The organism is Pseudomonas trivialis (assembly GCF_036864995.1).
GTDB lineage: Bacteria > Pseudomonadota > Gammaproteobacteria > Pseudomonadales > Pseudomonadaceae > Aquipseudomonas > Aquipseudomonas trivialis.
The window spans coordinates 3,060,683-3,075,190 of the sequence record NZ_CP142151.1 but is presented as its reverse complement, the minus strand read 5'-3'; the positions used below and the strand labels follow the sequence as shown (position 1 = coordinate 3,075,190).

The following is a 14,508-nucleotide window of genomic DNA, read 5'->3' as shown; positions in this document are numbered from 1 at the left end:
GCCACGGTAGCGCGCTTGCCATAGGGGCCCGCTCGCCACAGGGGCAGCGGGATTCCCTTACTGGTTTAAATCACTCGCAGCACGATCTTGCCGATGTGGTCGCCACCTTCCATGCGGGCATGGGCCTGGTCGGCCTGGGTGTAGTCGAACACCTGGTCGATGATCGGCAGGCAGCGTCCTGCCGCCAGCACCGGCCACACGTATTCGCGCAGTTGGTCGGCAATCGCGGCCTTTTCATCGGCGGTGCGTGCCCGCAGCAGCGAGCCGGTGATCACTGCGCGCTTGCTGAGGATGGTCAGCAGGTCGACGTCGTTGGCCTTGCCGCCGCCGAGGAAGCCCAGCATCACCAGGTGGCCGTCCATGCCCAGGGCCTTGAGGTTATTGTTGAGGTAGGAGGCGCCCATGATGTCGAGAATCACGTCCACGCCCTGATTATCGGTTTTCTTGGCGATCACGTCGGCGAAGTCCTGCTCGCGGTAATTGATCGGTTCGGCGCCTAGTTTGGCGATGGCCGCGCACTTGTCGGCACTGCCGGCGGTGGCGAAGGCCTGGATGCCGAACTCGCGGCACAGCATCAGCGCGGTGGTGCCGATGCCGCTGGTGCCGCCATGGATCAGCACACGCTCGCCGGTGTGGGCATTGCCCAGGCCGAACAGGTTGGCCCAGACGGTAAAGAAGGTTTCCGGGACGGCAGCGGCCTGAATCCAGTCCATGCCCTCGGGGACCGGCAACGCCTGGCCGGCCGGCACCGTGCAGAACTGCGCGTAACCGCCACCGTTGGTCAGGGCGCAAACCCTGTCGCCGAGGCTGTACTGGGTGACACCGTCGCCCAGCGCCACCACTTCACCGGCCACTTCCAGACCGGGGATCGGGCTCATGCCGGGTTTCATCGGGTATTTGCCGGCGCGTTGCAGGGCGTCGGGGCGGTTGACGCCGGCGGCGTGCACGCGAATCAGAATGTCACCGGGGCCTGGAGTCGGCACGGCTTCCTGGCGTGGCTTGAGCACGTCAGGTCCGCCGAATTCGGTGATTTCAATCAGGGTCATGGTTTGCGGCAGTGTCATGGAGGGATACCTGTTGCAGTGAGCGTGTGTACTGGGACCGCAGCTTGCGGCGGTTGATTCCAACCATTGTCCAGCAACGGGCCGCGCGCGTCAGCCAGGGATCCGCAGGCCGATGTGAAAGCGGGAGCTTGCACATCGGCTGTTCGCTGCGTGCAAACGGTTGATCAGCGCTGCAGAAACGCCAACAGGTCTTCATTGAGTTTTTGGGTATGGGTCGCGGCAAACCCGTGGGGGGCGTCCTTGTACACCTTCAGCTCTGCGCCCTTGATCATCTGCGCCGCCACCTTGCCGGTGGTCTCGAACGGCACGATCTGGTCGCCGTCGCCATGGATCACCAGGGTCGGCACCTCGATCGTCGCCATATCCGGGCGGAAATCGGTTTGCGAGAATGCGGTGACGCAGTCGACGGTGGACTTGAGCGACGCCAGCAGGGCGATCTGCAGGGTTTGCGCCAGCACGCCCTGGGAAACCTGCTGGCCCTTGTTGATCCCGAAGAACGCGGTGCTGAAGTCGCTGATAAATTGCGCACGGTCCTTCAGCAGGCCAGCCTTGATACCGTCGAATACCTCAGCCGGCACGCCTTGCGGGTAGTCCGGCTGCTGGCCGAAGATCGGCGTCACCGCACCCAGCAGCACCAGGCCTGCGACCCGGGCGTTGCCATGGCGCGCGATGTAGCGCGCCACGTCACCGCCACCCATGGAGAAGCCGACCAGGGTCACGTCCGCAAGGTCCAGGTGCTCGATCAGTTGGGCGATATCGTCGGCGAAGGTGTCGTAGTCGTTGCCGGTCCAGGGCTGGTCGGAGCGCCCGAAGCCGCGACGGTCAAAGGCAATCGTGCGGTAGCCACGGCTGCTCAGGTACTCCATCTGGTATTCCCACATGTCGGCATCCAGCGGCCAGCCGTGGCTGAACAACACGGGCTTGCCGCTGCCCCAGTCCTTGAAGTAGATCCGGGTGCCGTCTTTGGCAACGAATGTGCTCATCTGAAACTCCCTTGTGCATTAAAGCCAGAGTGAAAAAACGCCATCACTATTGCGTTAAATCCGGCACCGGGCTTGTACAGGCGTGCTTCGTTGCTCAAGAACGGCTCAGCGCCGTGCTTCGAGCCACTCAAGCCCGGTGCGCCACACGCAGATCCCGAGGAAGTACGCCGACATCAGCGACCACAGCCCGAACGTCCACGGGTTGGTGTTGGGATGGTCGACCACCATCAGGAAACTGCACAGCAGCCAGATGGTGGTGACCGCAATGTTGATCGGCATGAAGCGCTTCACGCGGAACGGGTGCAGGAACTTCATCGGGGTGACGGTCAGCAGGGCAAGGCCGATCACGGTGGTCAGGGTCACCCAGGCGTCCGGCTGGATGATGTAGACGCACAACGCGACCACGTTCCAGGCGGCCGGGAAACCAACGAAGTAATTGTCCTTGCTCTTCATGTTGACGTTGCAGAAGCAGAACAGCGACGACACCAGGATCACCGACACGGTGAACAGGTGGGTAAATTCCGGCAGGTCGATGTAGCGATAGATAAACAGTGCGGGAATGAACACGTAGGTGAGGTAGTCGATGACCAGGTCCAGCACCGAGCCGTCAAAGCTGGGCAATACCGTGCTGACGTTGAGTTTGCGTGCCAGAGAGCCGTCGACGCCGTCCACCACCAGCGCCAGACCCAGCCACAGCAGGCAGGCCTTGGGCGAGTTTTCCAGGAGCGCCAGGGTGGCCAGGAAGGCCAGGACCACGCCGGTGGCGGTAAAGCCATGGGCGCCCCAGGCTTTGAGTCTGGCTACATGCAGGGTCGAGATCACGGGCGTTTCTCCAAAAGGTGTAACAGGGCAGCCGACAACGTGACGCCGTCGAGTCTGGCCGGGGGAATGCAGGTATCGACCGGGAATGGGGGAATAAGGTTCACCACCCCGATCTATCGCTTAGGTTAGCAAGCGTAGGACGTTTCGGCATCAGCCTTGGCGAAACACCAGGGCCTTCAAACCACTCTGTGGGTCGATATCGGGGAATTCCGGCGGGTTTTCCAGGCGCTCCACAAAGCGCAGGCCCGGTGCTTCGCGGGTGACGCCGTCGATCAGGAAGTCTTCGCCAAACGCCGGATCGTTCATGCAGGCCAGCACCGTACCTTGCGCCGTGAGCAGATCCGGCAGGCGGCGCAGCACGCGTTGATAGTCCTTGGTCAGCAGGAAGCTGCCTTTCTGGAAGGACGGCGGGTCGATGATCACCAGCTCGTACGGGCCGCTGTGAGTGACCTTGGCCCAGGATTTGAACAGGTCGTGGCCCAGAAAGGTGACCTTGCCCAGGTCGTGACCGTTCAGGCGGTGGTTGTCGCGACCTCGGCTCAGGGCGCCACGGGCCATGTCCAGGTTGACCACATGGGCCGCGCCGCCTTCGATAGCCGCCACCGAAAACCCGCAGGTGTAGGCAAACAGGTTGAGCACCCTTTGATCCCGGGCGTGTTCGCGCACCCAGTTGCGCCCATAGCGCATATCGAGGAACAGGCCGCTGTTCTGCTTTTTACCGAGGTCGATCAGGTAGCGCAGGCCGCCTTCGGTGATGGTCAGTTCGTCGATAGGGTCGCCCACCAGCCACTCGGTGGTGCTTTGCGGCAGGTAGCGGTGTTGCAGGGCGACAGCGCGCACGCCCAGGGTGGCCCAGTCGATCTGCAACAGCTGCTGTTTCAAGGCGTCCAGCTGCTCGGTCTGCTTGAACAGCGCCACCAGCACCACGCCTTGCAACCAGTCCACCGTCAACTGCTCAAGGCCCGGCCAGCAGCGGCCACGGCCGTGGAACAGGCGCCGCGTTTCAGTGGGCGCGTCGGCCAGGGCGGTCAGCAAATGGGCATGCAGGGTGGCGAGTACGTCTGGGGTCATCGGTGAGCGTCGGCGTTTGAGCGGGCCGCATTTTAAACACAATGACGAGGGGAGTGGGGCGGTTCAGACGCTGGCGATCAGCGCGGGCCCGAATGCATCCTGAAGAAACCCCGGCGCGATATAGCGCTCGTAATGGGCCTCCGAGAGCAGGAAAAACTCGCGGTCAATCGCATCGCGCAGCTCGCTGAGGCTGCGTTCGCGGAACTCCGGCAACAACGCCAGCCCATAGGCATCCAGCCGGGAAATCACCCGCGCGCCCCGGGCAATCAACTGGTAGGCCCAGCAATACGGCGATTGATGCGGCACATAGCGAATCTTGCGGTCTTCCAGCTGCTGGCGCAGGCGCTGGGAGTCGAACACTTCAAGCTTGCTGGTCATTACCTGCACCAGCAGTTGCTCAAGGCGCAGCCACACCGCCTGTTTTTCATCGGCGTTGTAGCCATTCCACTGGATGACTTCGTGGTGATAGCGCTTGCAGCCCCGGCACACCAGGTCACCGTAAACGGTGGAACACAGGCCTACGCAGGGGGTTTTGATGGTTTGATTGGGCATAAAAGGGTGTACACACGTTTAAAGAACACAGGCTCATGTGGGAAGGAGCATACCCCTCCCACAATTTTTGGGCGCTATGTTGATTCAGTCCCAGCTCAGCGCGCCGCCAGTCTGGTACTCGATCACGCGGGTTTCGAAGAAGTTTTTCTCTTTCTTCAAATCCATGATTTCGCTCATCCACGGGAACGGGTTGGTGGTGCCTGGATACTCTTCTTTAAGCCCAATCTGCGACAGACGACGGTTTGCAATGAACTTGAGGTAGTCCTCCATCATTGCCGCATTCATGCCGAGTACACCGCGCGGCATGGTGTCGCGAGCATATTCAATCTCCAGCTGCGTCCCCTGCAGAATCATCTGGGTCGCTTCTTCCTTCATCTCGGCATCCCACAAATGCGGGTTTTCGATTTTGATCTGGTTGATCACATCGATACCGAAGTTCAGGTGCATCGACTCGTCACGCAGGATGTACTGGAACTGTTCCGCCACGCCGGTCATTTTGTTGCGACGGCCCATGGACAGGATCTGGGTGAAGCCGCAGTAGAAGAAGATGCCTTCCAATACGCAGTAATAGGCGACCAGGTTGCGCAGCAGCTCTTTGTCGGTGTCGACGGTGCCGGTTTCGAACTTCGGATCGGAGATCGAGCGGGTGTACTTCAAACCCCAGGCGGCCTTTTTGGCGACCGATGGAATCTCGTGGTACATGTTGAAGATTTCACCTTCATCCATGGCCAACGATTCAATGCAGTACTGATACGCGTGGGTGTGGATCGCTTCTTCGAAGGCCTGGCGCAGGATGTACTGGCGGCATTCCGGGTTGGTGATCAGGCGGTACACGGCCAGCACCAGGTTGTTGGCGACCAGCGAGTCGGCGGTGGAGAAGAAGCCGAGGTTGCGCATGACGATGCGGCGCTCGTCGTCGGTGAGACCTTCGGGTGTTTTCCACAGGGCGATGTCGGCGGTCATGTTGACCTCTTGCGGCATCCAGTGGTTGGCGCAGCCGTCGAGGTACTTTTGCCAGGCCCAGTCGTATTTGAAAGGCACGAGCTGGTTGAGGTCGGCGCGGCAGTTGATCATGCGCTTTTCGTCAACGGCGACGCGGGCGGCGGAGCCTTCGAGTTCGGCGAGGCCTTCGGCGACGTCGAGTTTGTCCAGCGCTGCCTTGGCGCGGATGATCGCGGCAGAGTCGTTGGCGGTCACGTTGCGCGCTTCAAGGGCAGCCGCAGCGCCGGCGCCATCGAGGCGGTCCATGTTGGCTTCGCTGGCATGGCCCGCGTTTGCGCCCCTGATGACGGCTTCGCCAGTGTCCTCGTTATCGACTTCATCCCAACTCAGCATTGAAATATTCCTTCCTGATCGCTTGAAATACTGCACAGAGTGTGGTCGAGAAATGCCGATGCTGCACACTATGTAGTGGTCTGGCCTGCTAGTGGGCACACTATATGGTGTGTAACCCAGCTGGTCAATGACATGCGCGGATTGCGAAATGTGCGAGCAGGCTTGCTCGCGAATGCGCAGTCCCAGTCACTGGATCTGTGACTGATCCATCGCTTTCGCGAGCAAGCCCGCTCCCACAGTGGGTTTTGCGTGGCTCGGATGGAGCCGGATGTGCTTCGCAAAAGCCGCGCAATTGACGTCAAAAAACCGATAGTGGCGATTTGATAATTAATCGCCTGTTCAAGAATTATTCTCGCTACAATCCGCCGCTTTTCCACTTGGTACGGTCGTGTCAAACCGGTGCCCGCGAGAAGTCCCATGCTGATCGGTAGTTATTCACCCGCGCTTATCGCCATTTCCCTGTGTGTTGCCATCCTTGCGTCCTACACCGCCCTGGACCTCACGGGGCGGATTGCCACGGCCAGGGGCAGCGCCATTTATCTGTGGATTGCCGGCGGTGCGTTGGCGATGGGGGTTGGCGTGTGGTCGATGCATTTTATCGGCATGCTGGCTTTGCGCCTGCCGTTTGCCCTGGGCTTCGATGTGGGCATTACCGCGCTGTCGCTGTTGATCGCGGTGCTGTCCAGCGGCTTTGCGTTATGGCTGGTCAGCCAGCCGCGTCTGCCCGCCTGGCAATTGGCATTCGGCGCGCTGATCATGGGCGCCGGCATTGCCAGCATGCACTACACCGGCATGGCTGCCATGCGCATGACGCCCGGTATCGATTACGACCCCACGCTGTTTGGTGCCTCGCTGCTGATCGCGGTGATAGCGTCCGGCGCGGCGCTGTGGATTGCGTTCAATCTGCGGCGCAATACCCCTTATGTGCGGCTGGCGCGAGGCGGTGCGGCCATGGTGATGGGCGTCGCGATTGTCGGCATGCACTACACCGGCATGGCCGCGGCGCGGTTTGCCGACGACAGTTTCTGCGGCGCAGCCTTGAATGGCCTGAGCGGCAGGGGCCTGGACAATCTGGTGCTGGTCACGTCGCTGGCGGTGCTGATCATTGCGCTGCTCACCTCGCTGCTGGACGCTCGTCTGCAGGCGCGTACCGCCGTGCTCGCCCATTCCCTGACCCTGGCCAACCAGGAGCTGACCCACCTGGCCCTGCACGACATGCTCACCGGGCTGCCCAACCGGACCTTGCTCGCCGACCGCATAGCGCAGGCGATGCAGGCAGTAAGGGAGCAGGGCGGTTGCTTTGCGCTGATGTTCATTGACCTGGACGGTTTCAAACCGGTCAACGATGCGTTCGGCCATCACCTGGGTGACCTGCTGCTGCGCGAAGTCGGCCAGCGCCTGCGCGAGGACCTGCGCAGCCAGGACACCCTGGCGCGTATCGGCGGCGATGAATTTGTGCTGCTGGTGCAGCTGATGCAGCCGGCCGACGCGCTGGGCCTGGCCGAGCGCCAGGTGGTGTTGATCAATCGCGCATTCCAGGTGGCCGAGCATGACCTGAAAATCTCCGCCAGCGTCGGCATCGCCCTGTTTCCGGGCAATGGCAACAGCCCTCAGGAATTGTTGATGAACGCCGACGCCGCCATGTATCACGCCAAGGGCCTGGGCAAGAACGGCTACAGCTTCTTTGAAGCCTCGATGAACACCAACGCGCGCAAGCAACTGCAACTGTTGCAGGACCTGCGCAACGCCTTGGAGCTTGAGCAGTTTCAACTGTATTACCAGCCCAAGTTCGACGCGGTCAGTGGCATGCCGGTCGGCGCCGAGGCGCTGCTGCGTTGGGAGCACCCGCAACAGGGCCTGCTGCTGCCCGCCAGTTTTATCGAACTGGCGGAAAAGACCGGTCTGATCATCCCGATCGGCGAGTGGGTGCTCAATGAAGCCTGCCGCCAGATGCGCACGTGGTACGCCCAGGGCTACGAAGACTGGCGCATCGCGGTCAACCTGTCGGCGTTGCAGTTCGGTCATGCCGGGCTGGTCAAGAGCGTTGCCGCCGCGCTGGCACGTCACCAGCTGCCGGCCAACAGCCTGACCCTGGAAATCACCGAGACCACGGCCATGAGCGATGCCGATGCGAGCATGACGGTATTGCAGCAGCTCTCGCAGATGGGTGTCGACTTGTCCATCGACGATTTCGGCACCGGCTACTCAAGTCTCATGTACCTCAAGCGCCTGCCGGCCAACGAACTGAAGATCGACCGCGGTTTTGTGCGCGACCTTGAGCACGACAGCGACGACGCTGCCATTGTGTCCGCCATCGTTGCGCTGGGGCAGGCACTGGGCCTGCGTATTGTCGCCGAAGGCGTGGAGACCGATGCGCAGCAGCATTTTCTCACGCGGCTGGGCTGCAACGCCCTGCAAGGCTACCTGCTCGGCCATCCGTTACCGGCGGCAGGCTTCATGGCCGATATCCAGCGTGCGCAGGCATTCGTGATGCCTGACAAATACCGGGCGTGACGGTTACTCTTGGATCCAACCGCAAACATCAGGGTATTTCAGGAGATCGCTTGCATGGACAAAGTCGTCATCATTACCGGGGGCAGCCGCGGAATCGGCGCCGAGACGGCCTTGCTCGCCGCCCGCGAAGGTTATCGCATCTGCATCAACTACCAGTCTGACGAAACTGCCGCCCAGGCGGTGCTGGAACAGGTGCGCGACCTGGGCGCGCAGGCGATTGCGGTGCGCGCAGATGTCAGTATCGAAGATGAAGTGAGCGCGTTGTTCAGCCGGGTCGACGCCGAGCTGGGCCGTGTCACCGCGCTGGTGAACAACGCTGGCACCGTGGGGCACAAGTCGCGGGTGGAGGACATGTCCGAGTTCCGCATTCTCAAGGTCCTCAAGACCAACGTGCTTGGCCCGATCCTCTGTGCCAAACATGCGCTGCTGCGCATGTCGCCACGCCATGGCGGGCAGGGTGGCAGTATCGTCAACGTGTCGTCGCTGGCGGCGCGACTGGGCTCGCCCGGCGAGTATGTCGACTATGCCGCCTCCAAGGGCGCGCTCGACACCTTCACCCTGGGCCTGTCCCGGGAAGTGGCGGGCGAGGGCATCCGGGTCAACGCGGTGCGCCCCGGCTACATCTTCACCGACTTCCACGCCCTGAGCGGCGACCCGGACCGCGTCAGCAAGCTCGAGCCCGGCATTCCCATGGCCCGTGGCGGGCGGCCGGATGAAGTGGCCGAGGCGATTATCTGGTTGCTGTCGGACAAGGCTTCGTATGCCACCGGCACCTTTATCGACCTGGGCGGCGGCCGCTAGAGCGACCGCACGAGCCGCCCCAGGGTCTGCATCGCTGTCTCGGACGCCTCGGTCCAGGGGCTGCCGTAATTCAAGCGGATACAGTGACGAAAGCGTCGGGTCGCCGAGAAGATCGGCCCCGGCGCCAGGCTGATGCCCTGGGCCAGCGCCAGTTGGAAGAGTTTCAGCGAGTCGGTCTGCTCCGGCAGTTCCAGCCACAGGAAATAGCCGCCGGTGGGCTGGCTGACGCGGGTCTGCGCCGGAAAGTGGCGGGCGATGGCGGCCAGCATAGCGTGTTGCTGTTCTTCCAGGGCATAGCGCAGTCTGCGCAGGTGGCGGTCATAACCGCCGTGTTGCAGGTAATCGGCGATGGCGGCCTGGGCCGGCATCGACGGGCACAACGATGTCATCAGCTTGAGGCGCTCGACCTTCTGCGCATAGCGCCCGGCCGCTACCCAGCCCACCCGATAACCCGGCGCCAGGCTCTTGGCAAATGAGCCGCAGTGCATCACCAGCCCGTCGGTATCGAAGGCCTTGGCCGGTTTCGGTGCGTGTTGCCCGTAATACAACTCGGCGTACACATCGTCTTCGATCAACGGCACCTGGTGGCTGCGCAGCAGTTCCACCAATGCCTGCTTTTTGGCCGGCGGCAAGGTGGCGCCCATGGGGTTCTGAAAGCTGGTCATGGTCCAGCAGGCCTTGACCGGGTAGCGCGCGAGGGCTTGTGCGAGGGCGTCCAGGTCGATGCCATCGCGTGGGTGCACGGGAATTTCCACGGCCTTGAGTTTCAGACGCTCAAGCACTTGCAGGCAGGCGTAGAACGCAGGCGCTTCGATGGCGACCAGATCGCCCGGCTCGGTCACGGCCTGCAGGCACAGGTTGAGCGCTTCCAGGGCGCCGTTGGTGATCAGCAGTTCTTCCATCGGCACCACCAGTCCGCCGACGCTGTAGCGCAGTGCGATCTGCCGGCGCAGTTGCGGGTTGCCGGGTGACATGTCGGTGACCACCAGGCGCGGGTCCATTTCGCGGGCGGCGCGGGCCAGGGAACGGGCCAGGCGCGGCAACGGGAACAGCAGCGGGCTGGGAAAGGCCGAGCCGAACGGCACGGTATTGGGGTCTTTGATGGAGTCGAGCACCGAAAACACCAGCTCACTCACATCGACTTCGGTGGAGTCGCGCGCCGGCTCGCTCGTCGCCGGCTCGGCCAGCGGGCTGGGCGCATGGGTGTTGACGAAATAACCCGAGCGCGGCCGCGCGCGGATCAGGCCACGGCGCTCGAGCAGGTAATAAGCCTGGAATACCGTGGAGGGGCTGACGCCGTAGGTCTGGCTGGCATAGCGCACGGAAGGCACGCGTTGGCCAGGCCCGAGCACGCCGGAGCGGATCAGTTCTGCAATGGCATCGGCAAATTTTTCGTAGCGTTTCATCGGGCCTTAAAAACAGGTTCAGTGGGTAAACGGAACAGAAGGTGGGGGCGGGCTCGCCGATGTCCTGGCGTTCCAGGCAACTGACTGGCGGTCGCCGCTGTCCATCTTTTACCAACAATCACAAAGGAGCGCATCCATGGACGCATGGTGGCAAGAAGCGTGGCTGACCCTGCAGGCCGAATTCGCCGATATTGGCGATGCAAAACAGGTCACCCAGATGACCGTACGGCTGTTGATGGCGGCCATTCTGGGCGGAATTCTGGGTTTTGAGCGCGAGAGCAAGGGCAAGGCGGCGGGGATACGCACGCACATGCTGGTGGCGCTGGGCGCCGCATTGTTCGTGCTGGTGCCGCAGATGTCCGGTAACCAGGCCGATGCCATGAGCCGCGTGGTGCAGGGCGTGATCGCCGGTATTGGCTTTTTGGGCGCGGGCACCATCATCAAGGGCAAGGATGAGGACGCGGGACACGTCAAAGGGCTGACCACCGCCGCAGGCCTGTGGATGACCGCCGCGATTGGCGTTGCTGCCGGCCTGGGCCGGGAATCCACAGCAGTATTGAGTACCTTGCTGGCCCTGGCGGTGTTCAGCGTGATGCCGCGGATCGTGCGCGCGTTCGAGAAGGACGAGTGACCACCGATTCGAGGCAACGGGTCCGGTTCTTTCACCTGACCGCATACCCTCGCGACAAATCCTGCGCGCGCTCTTGAAGATGCGCATCCTGCAACGACTCCAGTATGTTTTTCACCAACTTGGCGATTTCACTGAGGTGCGTGCATTTGGACTGTAGGTCATGCATTCCGTGCAGGATATGGGGAGCGATCTCATTATGGAAGAAACCGCGAGCCAACTCAGAGCCCTTCTCCCACGGAGCTTTGAGCATGCTGATCGTCAACTCGAACAGTTCTGCTTCCACGGCTTTGCGATAGTCCTCGACATGCTTCCACTCGAGGGGGGCTGATACCTTATCGATCGAGCCGTTATTAAAACGGGTTTCGATATGGGCAAGCGCCTTGATGTGAGATTTCGCCTTGGGGCCGCTTGCCAGGCGCCTGATGTTGTCCGGGGTCAGCAGTGCGTCGATTTTCTCGAAGTAGTCCTTTGACTCTTTCGAATCCAGGTTACGCATCATGTGGTCAATGGTCTTGCGGTCCACACGGGCGCTTATTTCCTCAAGGTGTCGCTCCAGGTGGGGCGCAGGCGTGGATACCTCGGGTTGCTTGAACGGGTGGGTGCTGGTCGGGCCAGTTTGAGGTGCGTTGAACGCAAGGGGCGTCGGTGCACTGATGGTCGTCATGCTGATTCCTCATAAAAAGATCGGATTACGCCTTGCCTGATGCGTGACGTTCAGGCGAGCGAAAAATCAGTATGAGAACCCGCACGTTCGTTGGAGTTAGGACTAGCCCTTTTTATCGAGTGGGAAATTGCCACGATCAAGGTCCGCTTGCGCAACCCCGTTGCGTAGTCTGCGCAAGCGAATGCCGAACGCCGCGTGGATCGCCTCAAAGAACCGCTGGCGGTTCACCTCCAGGTGGCTCCTTCACCGGTGGCGGCTGGTTTTCCGGCGGCTCCTGTTCGGGAATCGGCGGCGGTTCAACGGGCGGTAACGTTGGATCGTCAATATTGGGATCGGGCGTTTCTGCCGGAATCGGAATAGTCATCGGTGTGGCCTCCTTTGTGCTTAGTTCTATCGGTGGACAACCGCGTGGCAGATTTGATTCCCGCCCAGCGGCGGCATATCCGCCTGAACTTTTCTCTCGCACACAGGCTCGGACCTATGACGGCCCTGCTCAGGGAGAGCGCCGCCGTATCAGAATTCGGATCAAGCAAAAGAGCGTCCACAGGGCGTAAGGGGAAGATGCTCGATGACTGCTGAAACACTGGCTTCAGATAACTGCGCATTACCACTGTCCCAGGCATTGTTGCTGCCCAGGATCGCCATTGAAGACACCACGCCCGTGATCGACGGTGGCGAATTTGCCGTAAAGGCCGTGGTAAATCAGCGTGTGAATGTCACCAGCAAGGTATTTGCCGACGGCCATGACAAGCTGGCGGTTTTGATTCGCTGGCGGCCGTTGCACGACGAAAGCTGGCACAGCGTGGTGATGGCCGATGTTGGCAACAACGGCTGGGAAGGCGCGTTTACCGTCACCGAGCAGGGCCCTCATGAGTTCTGTATCGAAGCCTGGATCGATACCTTCGCCAGCTTCTGCTATGAATTGCGCAAGAAGCACGAAGCTGGCGTACCTGTCAGCCTCGAGCTGCAGGAAGGCCGCAGCCTGGTGCTGCAGGCCGCCGAGCGCAGCGACAACGAGTTGCGTGACCGCCTGATGCTGCTGCACCACGAACTTTCCGGCCTGCTGGAAACCGAGCAGGTTGCGCAGTTCCTGCACGAAGACAGTGCACACCTGATGACCCAGGTCGATCACCGCGCCTACCTGAGCATCAGTACCGTTTACCCCATTGATGTGGAACGTGAACGCGCGCAGTTCGCCAGCTGGTACGAGCTGTTTCCCCGCTCGATCACCGACGACCCGGCGCGCCATGGCACGTTCAACGATGTGCATTCTCGCTTGTCGATGATCCATGACATGGGTTTCGACGTGTTGTATTTCCCGCCCATCCATCCCATCGGCCGCAGCCACCGCAAAGGTCCCAACAATTCACTGCATGCCGGCCCCGATGATCCCGGCAGCCCGTATGCCATCGGCAGCGAGGACGGCGGTCACGAGGCCATTCACCCGCAACTGGGCAGCCGTGATGATTTCCGCCGCCTGGTGAAGGCCGCCGCCGACCATGGTCTGGAAATCGCCCTGGACTTCGCTATCCAGTGCTCCCAGGACCACCCATGGCTCAAGCAGCACCCGGGCTGGTTCAACTGGCGCCCGGACGGCACGATCAAATACGCGGAAAACCCGCCGAAAAAGTATCAGGACATCGTCAACGTCGATTTCTACGCCGCCGATGCCATTCCCGGTTTGTGGACAGAGCTGCGCGACGTGGTAGTGGGTTGGGTGGAAGAGGGCGTGAAGACTTTTCGCGTCGACAACCCGCACACCAAGCCGCTGCCATTCTGGCAATGGCTGATCAGCGATGTGCGCGCCAAATACCCCGAGGTAATCTTCCTTGCGGAAGCCTTTACCACGCCGGCGATGATGGCGCGACTGGGCAAGGTCGGCTATTCCCAGAGCTACACCTACTTCACCTGGCGCAACAGCAAGGCCGAGTTGAGCGAGTATTTCACCCAGCTCAACCAGTCGCCGTGGCGTGAGTGCTACCGGCCGAACTTCTTCGTCAACACGCCGGACATCAACCCTGGCTTCCTGCACGAGTCCGGCCGCCCGGGGTTTTTAATCCGCGCCGCGCTGGCCACCATGGGTTCGGGCCTGTGGGGCATGTATTCGGGCTTTGAACTGTGCGAAGCGGCACCTGTGCCCGGCAAAGAAGAGTACCTGGACTCGGAGAAGTACGAGATTCGCCCCCGCGACTTCACCGCGCCCGGCAACATCATTGCCGAAATCGCCCAGCTCAACCGCATCCGCCGCCAGAACCCGGCCCTGCAGACACACCTGGGGCTCAAGCTCTACAACGCCTGGAACGACAACATCCTGTATTTCGGCAAGCGCAGCGAAGATGGCAGCAACTTCATTCTGGTGGCGGTCAACCTCGATCCGTTCAACGCCCAGGAAGCTCACTTCGAATTGCCGCTATGGGAAATGGGCCTGCCGGACGATGCTCAGACCCAGGGCGAGGACTTGATGAACGGCCATCGCTGGACCTGGTACGGCAAGAGCCAGTGGACCCGTCTCGATCCGCAGATGCCGTTTGGGATCTGGCGCATTACCGCGTCTTAAGCCTGCCGAGGTCAAAGGTGGGAGGGAGCTTGCTCCCGATAGCAGGGTGTCAGTCACCTGATTTAGCAACTGAACCACCGCTATAGGGAGTAAGCCCCCTCCCGCATT

Annotated in this window: 13 protein-coding genes; 4 read left to right on the top strand and 9 right to left on the bottom strand. The window is 61.5% G+C overall.

What is annotated here, in order from left to right:
* Positions 1–65 precede the first annotated feature (65 nt).
* The 6 genes from VRB54_RS13175 to VRB54_RS13150 all read right to left on the bottom strand — a co-directional run bounded on the left by VRB54_RS13175 (position 66) and on the right by VRB54_RS13150 (position 5,827).
* A complete protein-coding gene (locus tag VRB54_RS13175; protein WP_338477550.1) occupies positions 66–1,064 on the bottom strand; it encodes an NAD(P)H-quinone oxidoreductase in 999 nt (332 codons plus the stop codon).
* Positions 1,065–1,228: 164 nt separating this feature from the next.
* Positions 1,229–2,047 (bottom strand): alpha/beta hydrolase, encoded by an 819-nt coding sequence (locus VRB54_RS13170; RefSeq protein WP_338477549.1) that lies wholly within the window; start codon positions 2,045–2,047, stop codon positions 1,229–1,231.
* A gap of 105 nt (positions 2,048–2,152) precedes the next feature.
* Complete coding sequence (gene pcsA, locus VRB54_RS13165) at positions 2,153–2,869, bottom strand: phosphatidylcholine synthase (RefSeq protein ID WP_003239175.1); 717 nt, start codon at positions 2,867–2,869, stop codon at positions 2,153–2,155.
* A gap of 150 nt (positions 2,870–3,019) precedes the next feature.
* Positions 3,020–3,940, bottom strand: coding sequence for a class I SAM-dependent methyltransferase (locus VRB54_RS13160; RefSeq protein WP_338477548.1), 921 nt, complete (start codon positions 3,938–3,940; stop codon positions 3,020–3,022).
* 63 nt (positions 3,941–4,003) lie between these two features.
* Positions 4,004–4,492: a DUF1289 domain-containing protein gene (locus tag VRB54_RS13155; RefSeq protein WP_338477547.1), complete on the bottom strand. Its 489-nt coding sequence runs from the start codon at positions 4,490–4,492 to the stop codon at positions 4,004–4,006.
* An 84-nt stretch (positions 4,493–4,576) separates the two neighbouring features.
* Complete coding sequence (locus VRB54_RS13150; protein ID WP_209982540.1) at positions 4,577–5,827, bottom strand: ribonucleotide-diphosphate reductase subunit beta; 1,251 nt, start codon at positions 5,825–5,827, stop codon at positions 4,577–4,579.
* Between the two features lie 417 nt (positions 5,828–6,244).
* On the opposite strand from VRB54_RS13150, the gene VRB54_RS13145 reads away from it, so the two are divergent.
* Together VRB54_RS13145 and VRB54_RS13140 are read left to right on the top strand one after the other, a co-directional pair.
* The gene (locus VRB54_RS13145; protein WP_338477546.1) at positions 6,245–8,341 is read left to right on the top strand and encodes a putative bifunctional diguanylate cyclase/phosphodiesterase; all 2,097 of its coding nucleotides are present in this window, start codon (positions 6,245–6,247) and stop codon (positions 8,339–8,341) included.
* A 54-nt stretch (positions 8,342–8,395) separates the two neighbouring features.
* Complete coding sequence (locus tag VRB54_RS13140; RefSeq protein ID WP_338477545.1) at positions 8,396–9,142, top strand: SDR family oxidoreductase; 747 nt, start codon at positions 8,396–8,398, stop codon at positions 9,140–9,142.
* On the opposite strand, the gene mapR is transcribed toward VRB54_RS13140, so the two are convergent.
* Positions 9,139–10,548 carry a GntR family transcriptional regulator MpaR gene (mapR, locus tag VRB54_RS13135; RefSeq protein ID WP_338477543.1) on the bottom strand — a complete coding sequence of 470 codons (1,410 nt, stop codon included), beginning with the start codon at positions 10,546–10,548 and terminating at the stop codon, positions 9,139–9,141. The two genes, VRB54_RS13140 and mapR, sit on opposite strands and share 4 nt — an antisense overlap.
* A gap of 136 nt (positions 10,549–10,684) precedes the next feature.
* Here mapR and VRB54_RS13130 point away from each other — a divergent pair, with 136 nt between their 5' ends.
* A complete protein-coding gene (locus tag VRB54_RS13130; RefSeq protein WP_057008915.1) occupies positions 10,685–11,179 on the top strand; it encodes an MgtC/SapB family protein in 495 nt (164 codons plus the stop codon).
* A gap of 31 nt (positions 11,180–11,210) precedes the next feature.
* Here the strand turns inward: VRB54_RS13130 and VRB54_RS13125 are convergent, their stop codons facing one another.
* Both VRB54_RS13125 and VRB54_RS13120 read right to left on the bottom strand, forming a co-directional pair.
* Entirely contained in the window at positions 11,211–11,843 is a 633-nt protein-coding gene (locus VRB54_RS13125) for a hypothetical protein (RefSeq protein ID WP_338477542.1), read from the bottom strand.
* A gap of 205 nt (positions 11,844–12,048) precedes the next feature.
* Positions 12,049–12,207, bottom strand: coding sequence for a hypothetical protein (locus VRB54_RS13120; RefSeq protein ID WP_338477541.1), 159 nt, complete (start codon positions 12,205–12,207; stop codon positions 12,049–12,051).
* A gap of 204 nt (positions 12,208–12,411) precedes the next feature.
* On the opposite strand from VRB54_RS13120, the gene VRB54_RS13115 reads away from it, so the two are divergent.
* Positions 12,412–14,400: an alpha-1,4-glucan--maltose-1-phosphate maltosyltransferase gene (locus VRB54_RS13115; RefSeq protein WP_338477540.1), complete on the top strand. Its 1,989-nt coding sequence runs from the start codon at positions 12,412–12,414 to the stop codon at positions 14,398–14,400.
* The last annotated feature ends 108 nt before the right edge of the window (positions 14,401–14,508 follow it).